Here is a 14,016-nt window from a genome sequence, read left to right on the forward strand (position 1 = left end):
CCCGCGGGGCAGCGCGGGGAACGGGACGGCGCGGGCGAGGTCGCGGGTGGTCACGAGGGTCGGGCCGGACACCCGGTCGGTGAACCGGTGCTCGCGCTCCGGGGACCGCAGCAGCATGACGTCGGCCCCGGCGAGGTAGAGGTAGTGCGCCTGCTTCCCGACCACGTCCGCCCCGCTGTAGCCGAGCGCCGCGACCTGGTCGGCCAGGTAGTGCGGGCCGTACCCGTCGTCGTCGTCGATCTTGGCGACCACGTCGCCGTCCGCGGCGTCGACCAGGCGGTTCAGGCACGCGCCCAGCGGCACCTCGGCGCCCGCCGCGAGCACGACGGCGTCGGCGAGCCCGGCGTCGGCGGCGCGGGCCCGCACCTCGGCGGCCGGCGCGCCGCCGCCGTGGGCGAGCAGCACGAGCTGGACGTCGACGCGCGCCTGCGCGGCCAGCGTGCGCAGCACGGCGCCGAGCTGCTCGGGGCGGCGGGTGCACACGAGCGTTGACACCCGCGGCGGCGCGCCGCCGGTGCGGACGTGCTGCTCGAGCCCCGCCGCGCGCAGCACGTCGTCCACGCGGTGCGCGTACGTGTGCCCGGCCCAGATCCGCCGCTGCGCGCGGTGCACCATCCGGTCGCGCAGCGCGGGGCTGCGCACGAGCGCCCGGAGCACCTGCTCCGCCTCGTCCTCGTCCGCCACCCGCGCCACCTCGTCGGGCGGGAACGTCGCGGCGAGCGCGGCGCTCGGCGTGCTGACCACGGGGGTGCCGGACGCGCTGATCTCGAACACCCGACGCGCGCACATCGTGGGCGAGCCGACGACGGTGTTGGCGTTGAGGAACACCTTGTACGCGCGGTACGCGGTCAGCATCCGCGGGTACGGCAGCGCGCCGACGACGCGGCGGTCCCACGGCGCCGGGAACTGGTACCGCTCGTCGCCGCCGTGCTGCCGGGACAGGATCTCCAGCCCCGTGGCCATGCGCGTCCCCGCCCGGTCCGCGGCGGCGAGCAGCACCGCGAGCTGCGCGCGGCGCTCCGGGTGCCGGTGCGCGAACCACATCCCCGCGAACGCCACGTCCCGCTCCTGGTGCACCGGCAGCCGCCGGACCGGGCTGTGCAGCGCGGGCTGCGCCGCGAACGGCAGCACGCCCACGCGGTCGTGCCCGAGGTCCCGGCGGTAGTCGGCGAGCCGGTCCCCGTCGGTCGTGAACACGTGGTCGAACAGCCGGGCCGCGCCCAGGAAGTCCGCGTAGTGCGCGGGGTCCTCCTTGTTCCAGAACACGGTGGGGACGCCCCGCGCGCGGCACCAGGCCACCAGCTCGCGCAGCGCCGGCCGGGGCGCGGACGGCCCGACCAGGTGCGACGACCAGGCTCCGCCGGTCCCGTGCCACGCGGACTCCACGAGCAGCAGGTCGACCGGCTCCCGCGTCAGCCGCTCGCGCCAGTCCCGCGGGGTCACGGGGACCTGCTGCCACTCGGGCGCGAGCGCGCGGGCGGAGAACTCGTCCAGCACCACCGCGACCTGCAGCCCGCGGCGGCGCGGCGGGGCGTCCGGCACCGGCCAGGCGGGCAGGTCGAGCACCGACTCCGGGGGCCTCGGGACACCCGCCGCCCCGGCCCGTCCGACGCCCCCGGCCCCCGCGCCCGGCACCCCCCGGCGCGCCCGCGCGCGCCGCCACGCCCGCACGCCGCCGTGCCGCAGGTGCCAGAGCTCGCGGCGCCACCGCGCCACGGCGTCCCGTCCCCGTGCCACCGCCGGGCTACTCGACCACGGGCGGCAGCAGGTCCACCGCGCCGCCACCCGCCGCGAGGTACTCCCCCACCGCGTCCGCCCGCACCGCGGCCATCAGCTCCGCCAGCGCCGGCCGGTCCAGCACGACGATGCTCTGCGTCCCGTCCGGGCTGCGCCCGGTCCCCTGCGTCGGCACCGTGAAGAACGTGAGGTCCGTCGACGCCAGGTCCGCGACCCGGTCCCGGAGGTCGGCCACCGCCGCGGCGTCCAGCCCCTCGTCGGTCGCGACCGCGTCGCCGACGGCGCGCAGGAACGGCACCGAGGTGAGCGGGTTGGCGAGCGTGCGCTCGTTGCGCATCGTCGCGACCATCGCCCGGATCCACGCCTGCTGCCGGTGCATCCGGTCGAAGTCGCCGCGCGCGAGGCCCTTGCGCTCGCGCACCCAGCGCAGCGCCTGGTCGCCGGTGAGCAGGCGGTGCTGGCCGGCCTCGACCGTGGTGCCGTCGTGGGTGAAGTCCTCCGCCAGCGTGATCCGGACGCCGCCGAGCGCGTCGGTGATCGCGGCGAACGACTCGAAGTCGGCGACCGCGACGTGGTCGACCCGCACGCCGGTCAGCTGCTCGACGGTCTGCACCGTGAGGGCCGGCCCGCCGTACGCGAACGCGGCGTTGATCTTGGCCTCGCCGTGCCCGGGGACGTCCACCCAGGAGTCCCGCGGGATCGACATGACGTAGGCCGCGCCCCCGTCGGCGGGCAGGTGCACCAGCATCATCGTGTCGGTGCGCTGGGCGCCCCGCTGCCACTGGGCGGGGTCGCCCGCGGAGATCCGGCTGTCCGAGCCGAGCAGCAGCAGGGTGAGCGGGGTCGCGCCCGCGGCGGCGGTGGCGGCGGGCGAGGCGGCGGCGGGCCGGTCCGTCAGCCCGGCGAACGGGTCGGCGAACGTCTCGACCCGGCCGAGGAGCCACCGCTGCAGGCCCCAGACGCCGCCGGCGGCCAGCACGGCGAGGGTGAGCAGCAGGCACAGGCTGACGACGAGCGCGCGCCTGGTGCGCCGCCGCTCGGGGCGCGCGTGCAGGCGGCGGGTCGGCATGGCGGCCAACCTGGCCCGGCGCCGGGCCCACTCAGTCCCGCGCGGGGGACGTGTGCGTGGCCGGCCCGCGGCCGCCGCCCGGTTCGACCCGGTTTCGCCCCGCGGTCCCGCCCGCGGGGCCCCCGACGACTAGGTGGCGCCGCCCCGACCACCAGGGCCGGGCCGACGCCACCTAGGGGTGTCGCGGTGCGGGTCTCAGATGACCAGGACCGACGCGGTGCCCGCGCCGTAGCCGGACACCTCGACCTCGAGGTCGAGCCGGCGGACGTACGCCAGCACCCACTGCGCCACGTCGGCCGGCAGCGGCTCGCGCGGGGCGTACCACTTGTCCAGCTTGAGGTGCGGGGCGTCGCCGACGTTGAACAGCGCGGCGGTGACGTTGAGGATCTCGCCGGCGTTCTCGGCCAGGGCCGAGGGCAGCTGCTCCTCCTCGACGGCGGTCTGCGCGGTGCGGGCCGGGACCAGCGCGATCGACGCGCCCAGGTGGGCGGCGAGCGGCAGGTCGAACAGCACGAGCGCGGACAGCTTCATCAGCTTGTCGACGTAGACGCCGACCAGCGCCCCGCCGTTCAGGACCGGGTCGACCATCGGGCCGCCGGTCGTGACGGTGATGTCCCGCCCGACCAGGCCCTCCCAGTGCTCGCGCACCTCCATGGCCGCGGGCAGCGGCGTGGCGTCGCTCATGCGAGCACCGGGTCGATCGCCTCGCGGAACGTGTCCGCGGTGAACGGCTTGGCGATGAGGAACAGCGCGCCGGCCTCCTCGGCCGTGGTGCGCATCTCCTCGGAGCCCTCGGAGGTCACGAACCCCAGCGGGGTGCCGAACCCCTCGGCGCGCAGGGCGCGCAGCAGGTCGATGCCGGTCAGGTTCGGCATGTTCCAGTCGGACAGGATGACGTCGGGCTCGTCGGCCCGCACGGCCTCGAGGGCCTCCTGGCCGTCGGACGCCTCGCGGACGTCCCAGTCGTAGCCGGCCTGGCGCAGCGTGCGGATCACGATCTGCCGCATCACCCGGCTGTCGTCGGCGATGAGCACGCGGATCATGCTCGTCACTTCCCTTCGGTGGCGGGTCCCGCGACGGTGGTCGCGGGGGTTCGGGCGGCGCCGCGGGTCACTGGAACAGCGAGACCACGACGACGAGGGGGCGGCCGCGCCAGTCCAGGCGCAGCTCGTGGGTGAGCGACCCGGCGGGGGCCGCGGGGAGCGCCGACTCGACCTGGGGCAGCCCGAGGGTGCCCTGGGTCGGCAGCAGCGCCTTGATGTTGCCGCCGACGACGTTGGCGACCTCGCCGAACGCGTCCTGCAGGTCCTCGGGGCCGACCGGCTCGTCGGCGCCCATGCCCAGCAGGGCGCGGGTCAGCTCGTGCGCGGTGGGCACGTCGGTGGTGACGGCGGCGCGCCCGGCGAGCTCGCCGTGCACGTCCACCCAGGCGGCCAGCGGCTCGGCCGGGGCGGGCACCTCGCCCTCCCAGGGGCGGAGGTAGCCGGGCTCCCCGTCGATCATGGCCGCGAACACCTCCTCGGCGATCGCGAACACCTGGTCCTGCTCCACGGCGGCGGCGGTCATACGGGCTCCTCGGCGGGGACGAGCCCGAGCAGGTCGAGCTTGTCGCGGATGGCATCGGTGGTGAACGGCTTGATCAGGTACTCGTGGGCGCCCGCCGCGAGCGCGCGCACGATCTGGCCGTGCTCGCTCTCGGTGGTGACCATCATCAGCGTGATGCTGCGCCAGGCCGGGACGGCCCGGACCCGCGTGACGAAGGTGAGGCCGTCCATCACCGGCATGTTCCAGTCGATGCAGGCGAGGTCGACCTCCTCCCCGGACTCGAGCAGGTCCAGCGCCTGCTGCCCGTCACCGGCCTGGACGGTGCTGAACCCCAGGTTCTCCAGGGCGCCCGCGACGATGCGTCGCATCGTCCGCGAGTCGTCGATGACCAGTGCTCTCATCGCGTCACTCCTTGTTCGAATGCCGGTCCGGCGGGCCGCCGCGGCGCGGTGGGCAGGGTGGTGGTGGCGGGTCGCGGCTGGACCGGCCAGGTGGTGCTGGTGGCGGGGGCGGCGACACCCCCGAAGGACGGGGTGGTCGCGCCCACGGCCGCCGGGACCGCGGGGGTGGCGCCGGTGAGCGCGCCGGGCGCGGGGCGCGGGGCGGGCACGGCGCCGGCCTGCACGGGCCGGTACACGGACCCGCGCTCGACGGGCACCCGCTCCCAGTCGCCGTCGACCCCGATCGTCGTCTCCGCGGCGCCGAGCACGAGGTACCCGCCCGGGCGGAGCGCGCGGTGCACCCGGCCGAGGATCGACCGCTTCGTCTCGAGGTCGAAGTAGATGAGCACGTTCCGCAGGAACACGATGTCGAACGGGCCGGGGGGCGGCGGGTCGAGCAGGTTGTGCTTGGTGAACGTGATCGTGCGGCGCAGCTCGTCGGCGATCTGCCAGTCGTGGCCGTTCCGCTGGAACCAGCGGACCATCATCGGCGCGGGCAGGCCGCGGTTGACCTCGAGCTGCGAGTACCGGCCGGACCGGGCCTGCGCGAGCACCTGGTCGGACAGGTCGGTGGCGGTGATGTCGAACCGGGCGCCCGGGCCGAGCACGTCGGTGAGCGTCATGGCGATGGAGTACGGCTCCTGCCCGGTGGAGCAGGCGGCCGACCAGACCCGCAGGCCGTCCAGGACGGTCCGCTCGGCGCGCAGGCCCGGGACGACGTGCGTCCGGAGCGCGCTGAACGGGGTGTTGTCCCGGAACCACGAGGTCTCGTTGGTGGTGAGCGCCTCGACGATGTCGGCCAGGTCGGACTCGCGGCGCGCGGCGCGCACCTCGCGGACGTAGGCGTCGACGCCGGCGTGGCCCCCGTCGCGGGCGAGCGGCAGCAGCCGGCTCTCCACGAGGTACTCCTTGCCGGCCTCCAGCTGGATGGCGCTGCGCCGCCGCACGACGTCGGCGACGAAGGCGAAGGTGTCCTGGGTCAGGCTCATGGCCGACCTCCGATCGGGGCTGCTGCTGCGGGGCGTCCGGAGCCGGCGCGGGCCAGCACGGACTCGAGGGTGGGGGCGACCTCGCCCAGGGGGAGCACGCGGTGGGCGAACCCGGCGGTCGCGACCGCCCCGGGCATGCCCCACACGACGCTGGTGGGCTCGTCCTGCACCAGGACGGTGCCGCCGGCCCCGACGACGTCCTCGCAGCCGGTGCGGCCGTCCGCGCCCATGCCGGTGAGCACGAGGGCGAGCAGCTGCCCGCCGAGCTCGCGCACGGCGGACCGGAACAGCACGTCCACGGCGGGCCGGCAGAAGTTCACCGGCGGGCCGTCGGTCAGCTTCACGCGGAGCTGGCCGGCGGACCGGTTGAGCTCGAGGTGGTGGTCGCCGGGGGCGATGTAGACGGTGCCGGCCTGCAGCAGGTCGCCGTCCGCGGCCTCCACGACGGTCGCCGGGCCGAGCCGGTCGAGCCGCGCGGCGAGCTGCCGGGTGAACACCGGCGGCATGTGCTGCACGACGAGCACGGGCACCGGCGGCGGGGCGGACAGCGCGCCGATGACCTTCGACAGCGCCTCGGGGCCGCCGGTCGACGAGCCGATGATGAGGGCGCTGACCGGGTGCGGCGCGGGGGCCTGCCGGGTGACGACGGGGCGCCGGGCGTGCGCCGAGGAGGCGACCGGCGCCGGGCCGGCGGGCGCGCCCGCGCCGAGGCGGGTGCGCGGCGCCGGGGCCCCGGCGGGGGCGGCGCCGGCCGGGGCCCCGGCCGCCGGGAGCGCCCCCGTGGCACCGGACCGGTGCGGCACGAGCGCCTTGATCTTCGGGATGAGCTCGCTCGCGACCCGGTCCAGCGACTCCTGGACGCTGCCGACGTTCGCGGGCTTGGTCACGTAGTCCGTCGCGCCGGCGACGAGGGCGTCCAGGGTGGCGGACGCGCCGCGCTCGGTGAGCGTGGAGAACATGATGATCGGCATGGTGTGCCGGTTGCGGCGCAGCGCGCGCACCGCCTCGATGCCGTTCATCTCCGGCATCTCGATGTCCATGGTGACGAGGTCGGGTGCCAGCTGGTCGACCTTCGCGAGCGAGATGCGCCCGTTGGAGGCGAAGCCCACCACCTCGATGTCGGGGTCGCGCGAGAGCGAGTCCGTCACCAGCCGGCGGACGACGACCGAGTCGTCGACCACCAGCACACGGATCCTGGTCACGAAGTTCCCCTCACATGCGGACCGGCCGCACCGGCCGGGTTCGTGGTTCTGATCGGTCGGTACGGCCGGTTCCTGAGCCGCCGGGGCGGCCCGGTGGGCGCCGTCAGTAGGTGAAACGCGCGACCCGCTCGTGCAGGTCGGCGGACAGCGTGGCGAGGTCCCTGACCTGCGACGACACCCCGCCCAGGACGTCCGCGGAGCGCGCCGCGGCGCCCGCGACCCCGGTGATGTTGCTGGCGATCTCACCCGACCCCGTGGCGGCCTCCTGGACGGACCGGGACATCTCGGTCGTCGTGGCCGTCTGCTCCTCCACCGCGGACGCGATGGTGAGCTGGTAGTCGTTGATGCTCGCGATGATCTGGGAGATCTCCCCGATCGCCGTGACGGCCGCCGTGGTGTCGTTCTGGATGGCCTCGACGCGGCGCGCGATGTCCTCCGTGGCCTTGGCGGTCTCCTGGGCGAGCTCCTTGACCTCGCCGGCCACGACCGCGAAGCCCTTGCCGGCCTCCCCGGCGCGAGCGGCCTCGATCGTCGCGTTCAGCGCCAGCAGGTTGGTCTGCTCGGCGATGCTCGTGATGACCTTGACGACGTTGCCGATCTCCTGGCTGGACACGCCGAGGCGGGCCACCTGGTCGTTCGTCGCGGCCGCGACGTCGGTCGCCTGGCTCGCCACCTTGGCGGCGTGCGAGGCGTTCTGCGCGATCTCCCGGATGCTGGCGCCCATCTGCTCGGCGCCGGCGGCGACCGCCTGCACGTTGCGCGACACCTGCTCGGCCGCGGCTGCCACGACGCCCGCCTGGGCCGAGGTCTCCTGGGAGCCCGCGACCACGTCGCCGTTCGACGCGGTGAGGCTGGCGGCGGTGGTCTCCACCGAGCCGGCCGCGTCCACCACGCCCGCGAGCGTCGTCCGCAGCGACTCCTGCGCCTGGTCGAGGGCCTCGGCCATCCGGCCGGTCTCGTCGCGCCACGGCACCGCCGCGGGCACGGTGAGGTCGCCGTCGGCCATCGCCTCGAGCGAGCCCTGCACGCTGCGCACGGCCCGGGTGATCCGGCGGATGACCAGCACCGCGAGCAGCCCGGACAGGGCGGCGCCCACGACGAACGCGGCGACCAGCGCGACGATCGTCCGGTCCACCTCCGCGCGGCTGTCGGCGAGGATCTGGTCCACCTGGGCGTCGACCTGGCCCTGCGCCAGCGCGAGCGCGCGGCCCGCCCAGTCGGGGTCGGCCGACGCGTCGGCGGCGAGGGCGGTGCGCAGGCCGGGCAGGTCGCCCGCCTGCACGAACGGCAGCAGCGTGCCGTCCCGGTAGGCCGTCCAGGCGTCCCAGCGGGTCACGAAGTCGGCCCACTGCCGGGTGTCGGACTGCGGGTAGGCGTCGATGGCGTCGATCTGCGCGGCGACGTCGCGGTCGTTCCACGCGGACGACTCGAGCAGCTGCGCCTTCACGGACTCGTCGGTCGCCTCGGCGGCGCGGTGCACGAGCAGGTGGCTGCGGGCCTGGGCGGTGCGCAGCTCGGACATCGCCGACTGCAGGTCGCCGGTCAGCCCGGACATCTCCTCCAGGTGCTGGCCCGCGCGGTACAGCGCCACGGCGCCCACGCCGCCGACCAGGGCGAACGTGCCGCCCAGGACCAGCAGCGAGACGGAGATCTTCAGCGCGATCGGGCGGTCCCAGAACCAGGACGCGCGGCTCCGGCGGGGCGCGCCGGCCGGGGCGGGGGTGTGGTCGGTGGTGCGCATCAGCCCAGCTCCTCCGGCGAGTAGTAGCCGCCGTCCACGAGGACCTGGCGGTAGTTCTGGCCCGTGACCACCTGCGGCGCCAGCAGGTACGACGGGACGACCTTCACGCCGTTGTCGTACGAGGCGTTGTCGTTGGTCTCGGGCTCCGCGCCGTCCAGCAGCGCGCGCACCATCGACACGGCGACCTCCGCGAGCTGGCGGGTGTCCTTGTAGACCGTGCCGTACTGCTCCCCCGCGGCGATCGACTTGGCGGAGGCGAGCTCGGCGTCCTGACCGGTCACGACCGGCAGCGGCTGGGCGTCGGAGCCGTAGCCGATGCCCTTCACGGCGTCCAGGATCGCGATCGAGATGCCGTCGTACGGCGACAGCACGCCGTCGAGCCGCACGCCCGCGTACCGCGGGAGCAGGGTCTCCATCCGCGCGGTCGCGTTCTTCGGGTCCCACGCGGCGGTGGCGATCGTCTGGAAGTCGGTCTCGCCCGACGGCACGACCAGCACCCCGGAGTCGAGGTACGGCTGCAGCACCTGCATCGCGCCCGCGTAGAACACGCTCGCGTTGTTGTCGTCGGTCGAGCCGGCGAACAGCTCGACGTTGTAGGGGCCGGTCGCCCCGGTGGGCTCGCCGCCCGCGTCCAGGACGCCGAGGCCCTGCAGCAGCTGCGTGGCCTGCAGGACGCCGACCCGCGCGTTGTCGAAGGTGGCGTAGTAGGCGACGTCGGGCGACTCGCGGATCAGCCGGTCGTAGGCGATCACGGGGATGTCCGCGGCGGCCGCCTCGGCCAGCACGTCCTTGAGCGCGACGCCGTCGATGGAGCCGATCACCAGCGCGTCGGCGCCGGCGGCGATCATGTCCTCGAGCTGCTGCACCTGGGTGGGCACGTCGTTCTCGGCGTACTCCAGGTCGACGTCGTAGCCCAGCGCCTGCAGCTGGTCCTGGACGTTCTCCCCGTCCGCGATCCACCGCTCCGACGTGGTGGTGGGCATCGCCACGCCGACCAGCGGGCGGTCGCCGTCGCCGGCGCCCCCCGCGTCGACGGACCCGCAGCCCGCGACCGTCACCACCGCCGCGACGGCGAGGGACGCGGCGAGCGCATTCCCCGCACGGCGGCGCTTCCCGTGCCTCATCTCGACTCCCTCGTCCGATCCGGCCGCAGCGCTCCCTGCCGCTGCCGTGCCCCTCGGATCGACCGGGACGCCGCGGATGTGAGCGCTCCCGCGGGGTGAACGCCGGGTGAACGCGCCGACCGGCCGCGCGCGCCGCCGGATCGGCGAGGGGACAAGAAACGGGTCGAGTGTGTATCCGGCGGATACACACTCGACCCGTTCCCTGCTCACTCGGCGCGGGCGGCGCCGGCGGCCGCGCCTCAGTAGGTGAAGCGGGCCACCCGGCCGCGCAGGTCCTCCGACATGCGCGCGAGCTCGCCGATCGAGTCGCCCATCTGCCCGAGGGTCTGCGAGGAGGTCGCGGTCGCCGACGCGACGCCGGTGATGTTCGTGGCGATCTCGCCCGAGCCCGTCGCGGCCTCGGCCACCGAGCGGGACATCTCCGTGGTCGTGGCGGTCTGCTCCTCCACGGCCGAGGCGATCGTCAGCTGGTAGTCGTTGATGCTCGCGATGATGTGGCTGATCTCGCCGATCGCGGTCACCGCGGCGCCGGTGTCGGCCTGGATCGCCTCGACCCGGCGGACGATGTCCTCGGTCGCCTTCGCGGTCTCCTGGGCGAGCTCCTTGACCTCGCCGGCGACGACGGCGAAGCCCTTGCCGGCCTCGCCCGCCCGCGCCGCCTCGATCGTGGCGTTCAGCGCCAGCAGGTTGGTCTGCTCGGCGATGCTGGTGATCGCCTTGACGACGTTGCCGATCTCCTGGCTGGACTCGCCGAGCCGGGTGACCTGGTCGTTGGTCGCCGCGGCGACGTCGGTGGCCTGCCCGGCGACCTTGGCCGCCTGGGAGGCGTTCTGCGCGATCTCGCGGATGGAGGCGCCCATCTCCTCGGCGCCCGCCGCGACCGTCTGCACGTTGCGGGACACCTGCTCGGCCGCCGCCGCGACGACGCCGGCCTGGGCGCTCGTCTCGTCGGAGCCGGCGACCACCTGGTGCGAGGCCACGGACAGCTCCTCGGCGGCCGCGGCCACCGTCTGGGCGGTCTCGACGACGCCGGACACCAGGCCGCGCAAGCTGGTCTGGGTGCGCTCGAGGTCGACCGCCAGGGTGCCGATCTCGTCCCGCCCGGACACGCCGGACGGCACGGTGAGGTCGCCGTCGCCGGCCGCGGCGAGGGCGTGCGAGACGCCGCCGATCCGGCGGACGATCCCGCGGGCGACCACCCACGCCAGGACGCTCGCCGCGAGGGCGCCGACCAGCGCGACCAGGACCGTGATCCACACCGAGCGCGCGCCCAGCTGGTCGGTCTCCGCCGCGAGCGCCGCCGCCTGCTCCCCCTGCGAGGCGGTCTCGACCTGCATGGCGTCCATGACGCCGGTGGTCAGCGGCCGGACGGTCTCGTTGAAGTAGCTGCCGAAGCCCTCGGTGTCGCCCGCGTCGGCCATCGGGAACAGCGTGTCCTCGGCGGCGGCGTAGTACGCGTCCAGGGCCGCGACCATCGTGTCGACGTCGTCCTGGCTGACGGCGTTCTCCCGGTAGGCCTCGATCTGCGACGCCAGGTCGGCCTGGCGCTCGGTGAGCTCGTCGGTCAGGGTCGCGCGGGTCTCGGCGTCGGCGATGCCGTACTGGATCACCCGCGCCCGGTCGCCCTGGAACGCGCGCTGGATCTCGGTGAGCTGCTGGAGCGGGGTGACGTTGCCCGAGTACATCTCGGCGGCGTCCTCGCGCAGCTGGCGCAGCGACCCGATGGCCACCGCGGTGACCACGGCGGTCATGGCCACCATCACGAGCACCGCGGTGAGGATCTTGACCAGCACCGGGCGGTCGGCCCAGAGCCGCCGGGGGGAGCCGTCGTGCTGCACGCTCATCTGTCGTTCCTTCGTCGAGGGGGGACCTACGTCCTTCCCATCGGCCGCGGCGGCGGGCGCGCGAGCGGTTCTGCCGCTCGGTGAGCGGGTGGAACCACCTCGCGCGCCCGCCGCCGCGGGGGCCGGGACGTCGGTCCGGCCGTCAGTACCGGAAGCCCGCCACCCGGGCGCGCAGGTCCTCGGACATCCGGGCGAGCTCGCCGATCGAGCCGCCCATCTGGTTCAGCGTCTGCGAGGACTCGGCGGCCGCCGCGGCGACCCCGGTGATGTTCGTGGCGATCTCCCCCGAGCCGGTCGCCGCCTCGGCGACGGACCGGGACATCTCGTTGGTGGTCGCCGTCTGCTCCTCGACCGCGCTGGCGATCGTGAGCTGGTAGTCGTTGATCGAGGCGATGATCTGCGAGATCTCGCTGATCGCCGCGACGGCGCCGGTGGTGTCGCCCTGGATGGCCTCGACCCGGCGGGCGATGTCCTCGGTCGCCTTCGCCGTCTCCTGGGCCAGCTCCTTGACCTCGCCGGCGACGACCGCGAAGCCCTTGCCGGCCTCCCCGGCGCGGGCCGCCTCGATCGTCGCGTTCAGCGCCAGCAGGTTGGTCTGCTCGGCGATGGTCGTGATGACCTTGACGACGTTGCCGATCTCCTGGCTGGACACGCCGAGGCGGGCCACCTGGTCGTTCGTGGTCCGGGCGACGTCGGTGGCCTGGCCGGCGATGCGCGCGGCCTGGGTCGAGTTCTGCGCGATCTCGCGGATCGAGGCGCCCATCTGCTCGGCGCCGGCGGCGACCGTCTGCACGTTGCGGGACACCTGCTCGGCCGCGGCGGCCACGACGCCCGCCTGCGCGGAGGTCTCGTCGGAGCCCGCGACGACCTGGTGGGACGCCGCCGACAGCTCCTCGGCGGCCGCGGCGACCGTCTGGGCCGTCTCGACCACGCCGGACACGGTGGCGCGCAGGTTCTCCTGCGCGCGGGTCACGGCCCGGGCCATCTGGCCGAGCTCGTCCGCGGAGTCGACCGCCGGCACGACCGTGAGGTCGCCGTCGGCCATCGCCTCGACCGCGCGCTGCACCTCGGTGACCTGGCGGCGGATCACCTGGGCGATCACCAGGCCGACGGCGGCGACCAGCAGCACGCCGGCGGACAGCACGAACAGCAGCACCCGGGCGCCGGAGGTGGCCTGGGCGGACGCGGCGTCGGCGGTGGTGCGCAAAAACTCGTCGGCGTTCTGCTCGGCGGCCTCCAGGCCGGCGATCATGGCGTCGATGGCGGTCTGCGCGTCGCCCTCGGTGATGCGCTGGAACTCGGCGTCGTCGCCGGAGAAGGCGGCCGGGACCAGCTGGTCGTCGCGGATCTGCTGCCACTGCGCCCACGCCGTCTGGAAGTCGGCCCAGCCGGGAATCTCGACGCCGGCCAGGCCGGCCTCGAACGCGTCGGCGGCGGCCTGCAGGTCCGCGTCGGTGCCGGCGATCTTGTCGAGCGCCTCCTGCTGCTCCGCGTCGGTCTCGGTGACGCTCGCGGCGGTCTGGGCGATCAGCATCCGGGCCTTGATCTCCTCCTGGTGCACGACCGCGAGCGGGGCGATCACGTCGGAGGACACGCTCTGCACCAGCGCGGTGCTGGCGGCCAGGGACTGCATCCGCACCGACGCGAACGCGCCGGTGCCCGCGACGACCGCGACGACGACCGCGAGCAGCACCAGGATCTTGGTGCGGACGCCGCGGTCGACGAACAGGGCGGCGGCGCGGCCGGTGCGGCGCTCCTGGCCCGGGGTACCGGGGGTGCCGGCGGCGCGTGCGGGAACGGACCCGCCCGGGCCGCGCGGCGTGGGCACGCGGTCGAGGGCGGCCGTCGACGGCTTCCTCGACGTCGTGGTGACGCTCATGGTGGCTCCTCAAGACTGGGCGTTGTCCCCTGCTGCGCCTCCGATCGACCGGCGGGGGCCGCGCGTGAGCCCCGGCCCGGGGTGAACCCGGGGTGGAGCCCCGCTGAACGCCGCCGGCCGCGGCACCCCCGGGGGTGCCGCGGCCGGTCGGTGGCGCGGGGGCTCAGTAGGTGAAGCGGGCCACCCGGCCGCGCAGGTCCTCGGACAGCCGGGCGAGCTCGCCGATCGAGTCGCCCATCTGGTTGAGGGTCTGGGAGGACTGGGTCGCGGCCGAGGCCACGCCGGTGATGTTGGTGGCGATCTCGCCCGAGCCGGTCGCGGCCTCGGCCACCGAGCGGGACATCTCCGTGGTCGTCGCCGTCTGCTCCTCCACCGCCGAGGCGATGGTCAGCTGGTAGTCGTTGATGCTCGCGATGATGTGCGAGATCTCGCCGATCGCCCCCACC

The 14,016-nt window shown here is 75.0% G+C and carries 12 protein-coding genes and 1 pseudogene; all 13 read right to left on the reverse strand.

The window, feature by feature from the left end:
• Window positions 1-1,737 (reverse strand): glycosyltransferase family protein (locus VER05_RS01485; protein WP_324843633.1); only part of this gene is annotated, 1,737 nt, incomplete at its 3' end.
• 7 nt (window positions 1,738-1,744) lie between these two features.
• On the reverse strand, window positions 1,745-2,806 hold the full coding sequence (locus tag VER05_RS01490) for an LCP family protein (protein ID WP_324843634.1): 1,062 nt from the start codon (window positions 2,804-2,806) through the stop codon (window positions 1,745-1,747).
• Between the two features lie 195 nt (window positions 2,807-3,001).
• A complete protein-coding gene (locus VER05_RS01495) occupies window positions 3,002-3,490 on the reverse strand; it encodes a hypothetical protein (protein ID WP_324843635.1) in 489 nt (162 codons plus the stop codon).
• Window positions 3,487-3,849 (reverse strand): response regulator, encoded by a 363-nt coding sequence (locus tag VER05_RS01500; protein WP_147797104.1) that lies wholly within the window; start codon window positions 3,847-3,849, stop codon window positions 3,487-3,489. Before VER05_RS01500 ends, VER05_RS01495 begins: the two co-directional genes overlap by 4 nt.
• A 67-nt stretch (window positions 3,850-3,916) precedes the next feature.
• Window positions 3,917-4,372 carry a chemotaxis protein CheX gene (locus VER05_RS01505; RefSeq protein ID WP_166938934.1) on the reverse strand — a complete coding sequence of 152 codons (456 nt, stop codon included), beginning with the start codon at window positions 4,370-4,372 and terminating at the stop codon, window positions 3,917-3,919.
• On the reverse strand, window positions 4,369-4,752 hold the full coding sequence (locus VER05_RS01510) for a response regulator (RefSeq protein ID WP_324843636.1): 384 nt from the start codon (window positions 4,750-4,752) through the stop codon (window positions 4,369-4,371). The genes VER05_RS01505 and VER05_RS01510 overlap by 4 nt, the downstream gene beginning before the upstream one ends.
• Window positions 4,749-5,780, reverse strand: a complete 1,032-nt coding sequence (locus VER05_RS01515) for a CheR family methyltransferase (RefSeq protein ID WP_324843637.1) — start codon at window positions 5,778-5,780, stop codon at window positions 4,749-4,751. The genes VER05_RS01510 and VER05_RS01515 overlap by 4 nt, the downstream gene beginning before the upstream one ends.
• The gene (cheB, locus tag VER05_RS01520) at window positions 5,777-6,982 is read right to left on the reverse strand and encodes a chemotaxis-specific protein-glutamate methyltransferase CheB (RefSeq protein ID WP_324843638.1); all 1,206 of its coding nucleotides are present in this window, start codon (window positions 6,980-6,982) and stop codon (window positions 5,777-5,779) included. The genes VER05_RS01515 and cheB overlap by 4 nt, the downstream gene beginning before the upstream one ends.
• Window positions 6,983-7,085: 103 nt before the next feature.
• Window positions 7,086-8,723, reverse strand: a complete 1,638-nt coding sequence (locus VER05_RS01525) for a methyl-accepting chemotaxis protein (protein ID WP_324843639.1) — start codon at window positions 8,721-8,723, stop codon at window positions 7,086-7,088.
• Entirely contained in the window at window positions 8,723-9,847 is a 1,125-nt protein-coding gene (gene chvE / locus VER05_RS01530) for a multiple monosaccharide ABC transporter substrate-binding protein (protein ID WP_324843640.1), read from the reverse strand. The genes VER05_RS01525 and chvE overlap by 1 nt, the downstream gene beginning before the upstream one ends.
• Before the next feature lie 239 nt (window positions 9,848-10,086).
• The gene (locus tag VER05_RS01535) at window positions 10,087-11,691 is read right to left on the reverse strand and encodes a methyl-accepting chemotaxis protein (protein ID WP_324843641.1); all 1,605 of its coding nucleotides are present in this window, start codon (window positions 11,689-11,691) and stop codon (window positions 10,087-10,089) included.
• Between the two features lie 142 nt (window positions 11,692-11,833).
• Window positions 11,834-13,570: a methyl-accepting chemotaxis protein gene (locus VER05_RS01540; protein WP_324843642.1), complete on the reverse strand. Its 1,737-nt coding sequence runs from the start codon at window positions 13,568-13,570 to the stop codon at window positions 11,834-11,836.
• A gap of 163 nt (window positions 13,571-13,733) precedes the next feature.
• Window positions 13,734-14,016 (reverse strand): annotated as a pseudogene (locus VER05_RS01545) (methyl-accepting chemotaxis protein); the annotation flags it as partial.

Source organism: Cellulomonas sp. (assembly GCF_035634735.1).
Lineage (GTDB): Bacteria > Actinomycetota > Actinomycetes > Actinomycetales > Cellulomonadaceae > Cellulomonas.

Excerpts from the sequence above, each read along its gene's own strand:
- VER05_RS01490 (WP_324843634.1), bottom strand. The coding sequence starts at position 2,806 with ATGCCGACCCGCCGCCTGCACGCGCGCCCCGAGCGGCGGCGCACCAGG.
- VER05_RS01495 (WP_324843635.1), bottom strand. The coding sequence starts at position 3,490 with ATGAGCGACGCCACGCCGCTGCCCGCGGCCATGGAGGTGCGCGAGCAC.
- VER05_RS01500 (WP_147797104.1), bottom strand. The coding sequence starts at position 3,849 with ATGATCCGCGTGCTCATCGCCGACGACAGCCGGGTGATGCGGCAGATC.
- VER05_RS01505 (WP_166938934.1), bottom strand. The coding sequence starts at position 4,372 with ATGACCGCCGCCGCCGTGGAGCAGGACCAGGTGTTCGCGATCGCCGAG.
- VER05_RS01510 (WP_324843636.1), bottom strand. The coding sequence starts at position 4,752 with ATGAGAGCACTGGTCATCGACGACTCGCGGACGATGCGACGCATCGTC.
- VER05_RS01515 (WP_324843637.1), bottom strand. The coding sequence starts at position 5,780 with ATGAGCCTGACCCAGGACACCTTCGCCTTCGTCGCCGACGTCGTGCGG.
- VER05_RS01525 (WP_324843639.1), bottom strand. The coding sequence starts at position 8,723 with ATGCGCACCACCGACCACACCCCCGCCCCGGCCGGCGCGCCCCGCCGG.
- chvE (WP_324843640.1), bottom strand. The coding sequence starts at position 9,847 with ATGAGGCACGGGAAGCGCCGCCGTGCGGGGAATGCGCTCGCCGCGTCC.
- VER05_RS01535 (WP_324843641.1), bottom strand. The coding sequence starts at position 11,691 with ATGAGCGTGCAGCACGACGGCTCCCCCCGGCGGCTCTGGGCCGACCGC.
- VER05_RS01540 (WP_324843642.1), bottom strand. The coding sequence starts at position 13,570 with ATGAGCGTCACCACGACGTCGAGGAAGCCGTCGACGGCCGCCCTCGAC.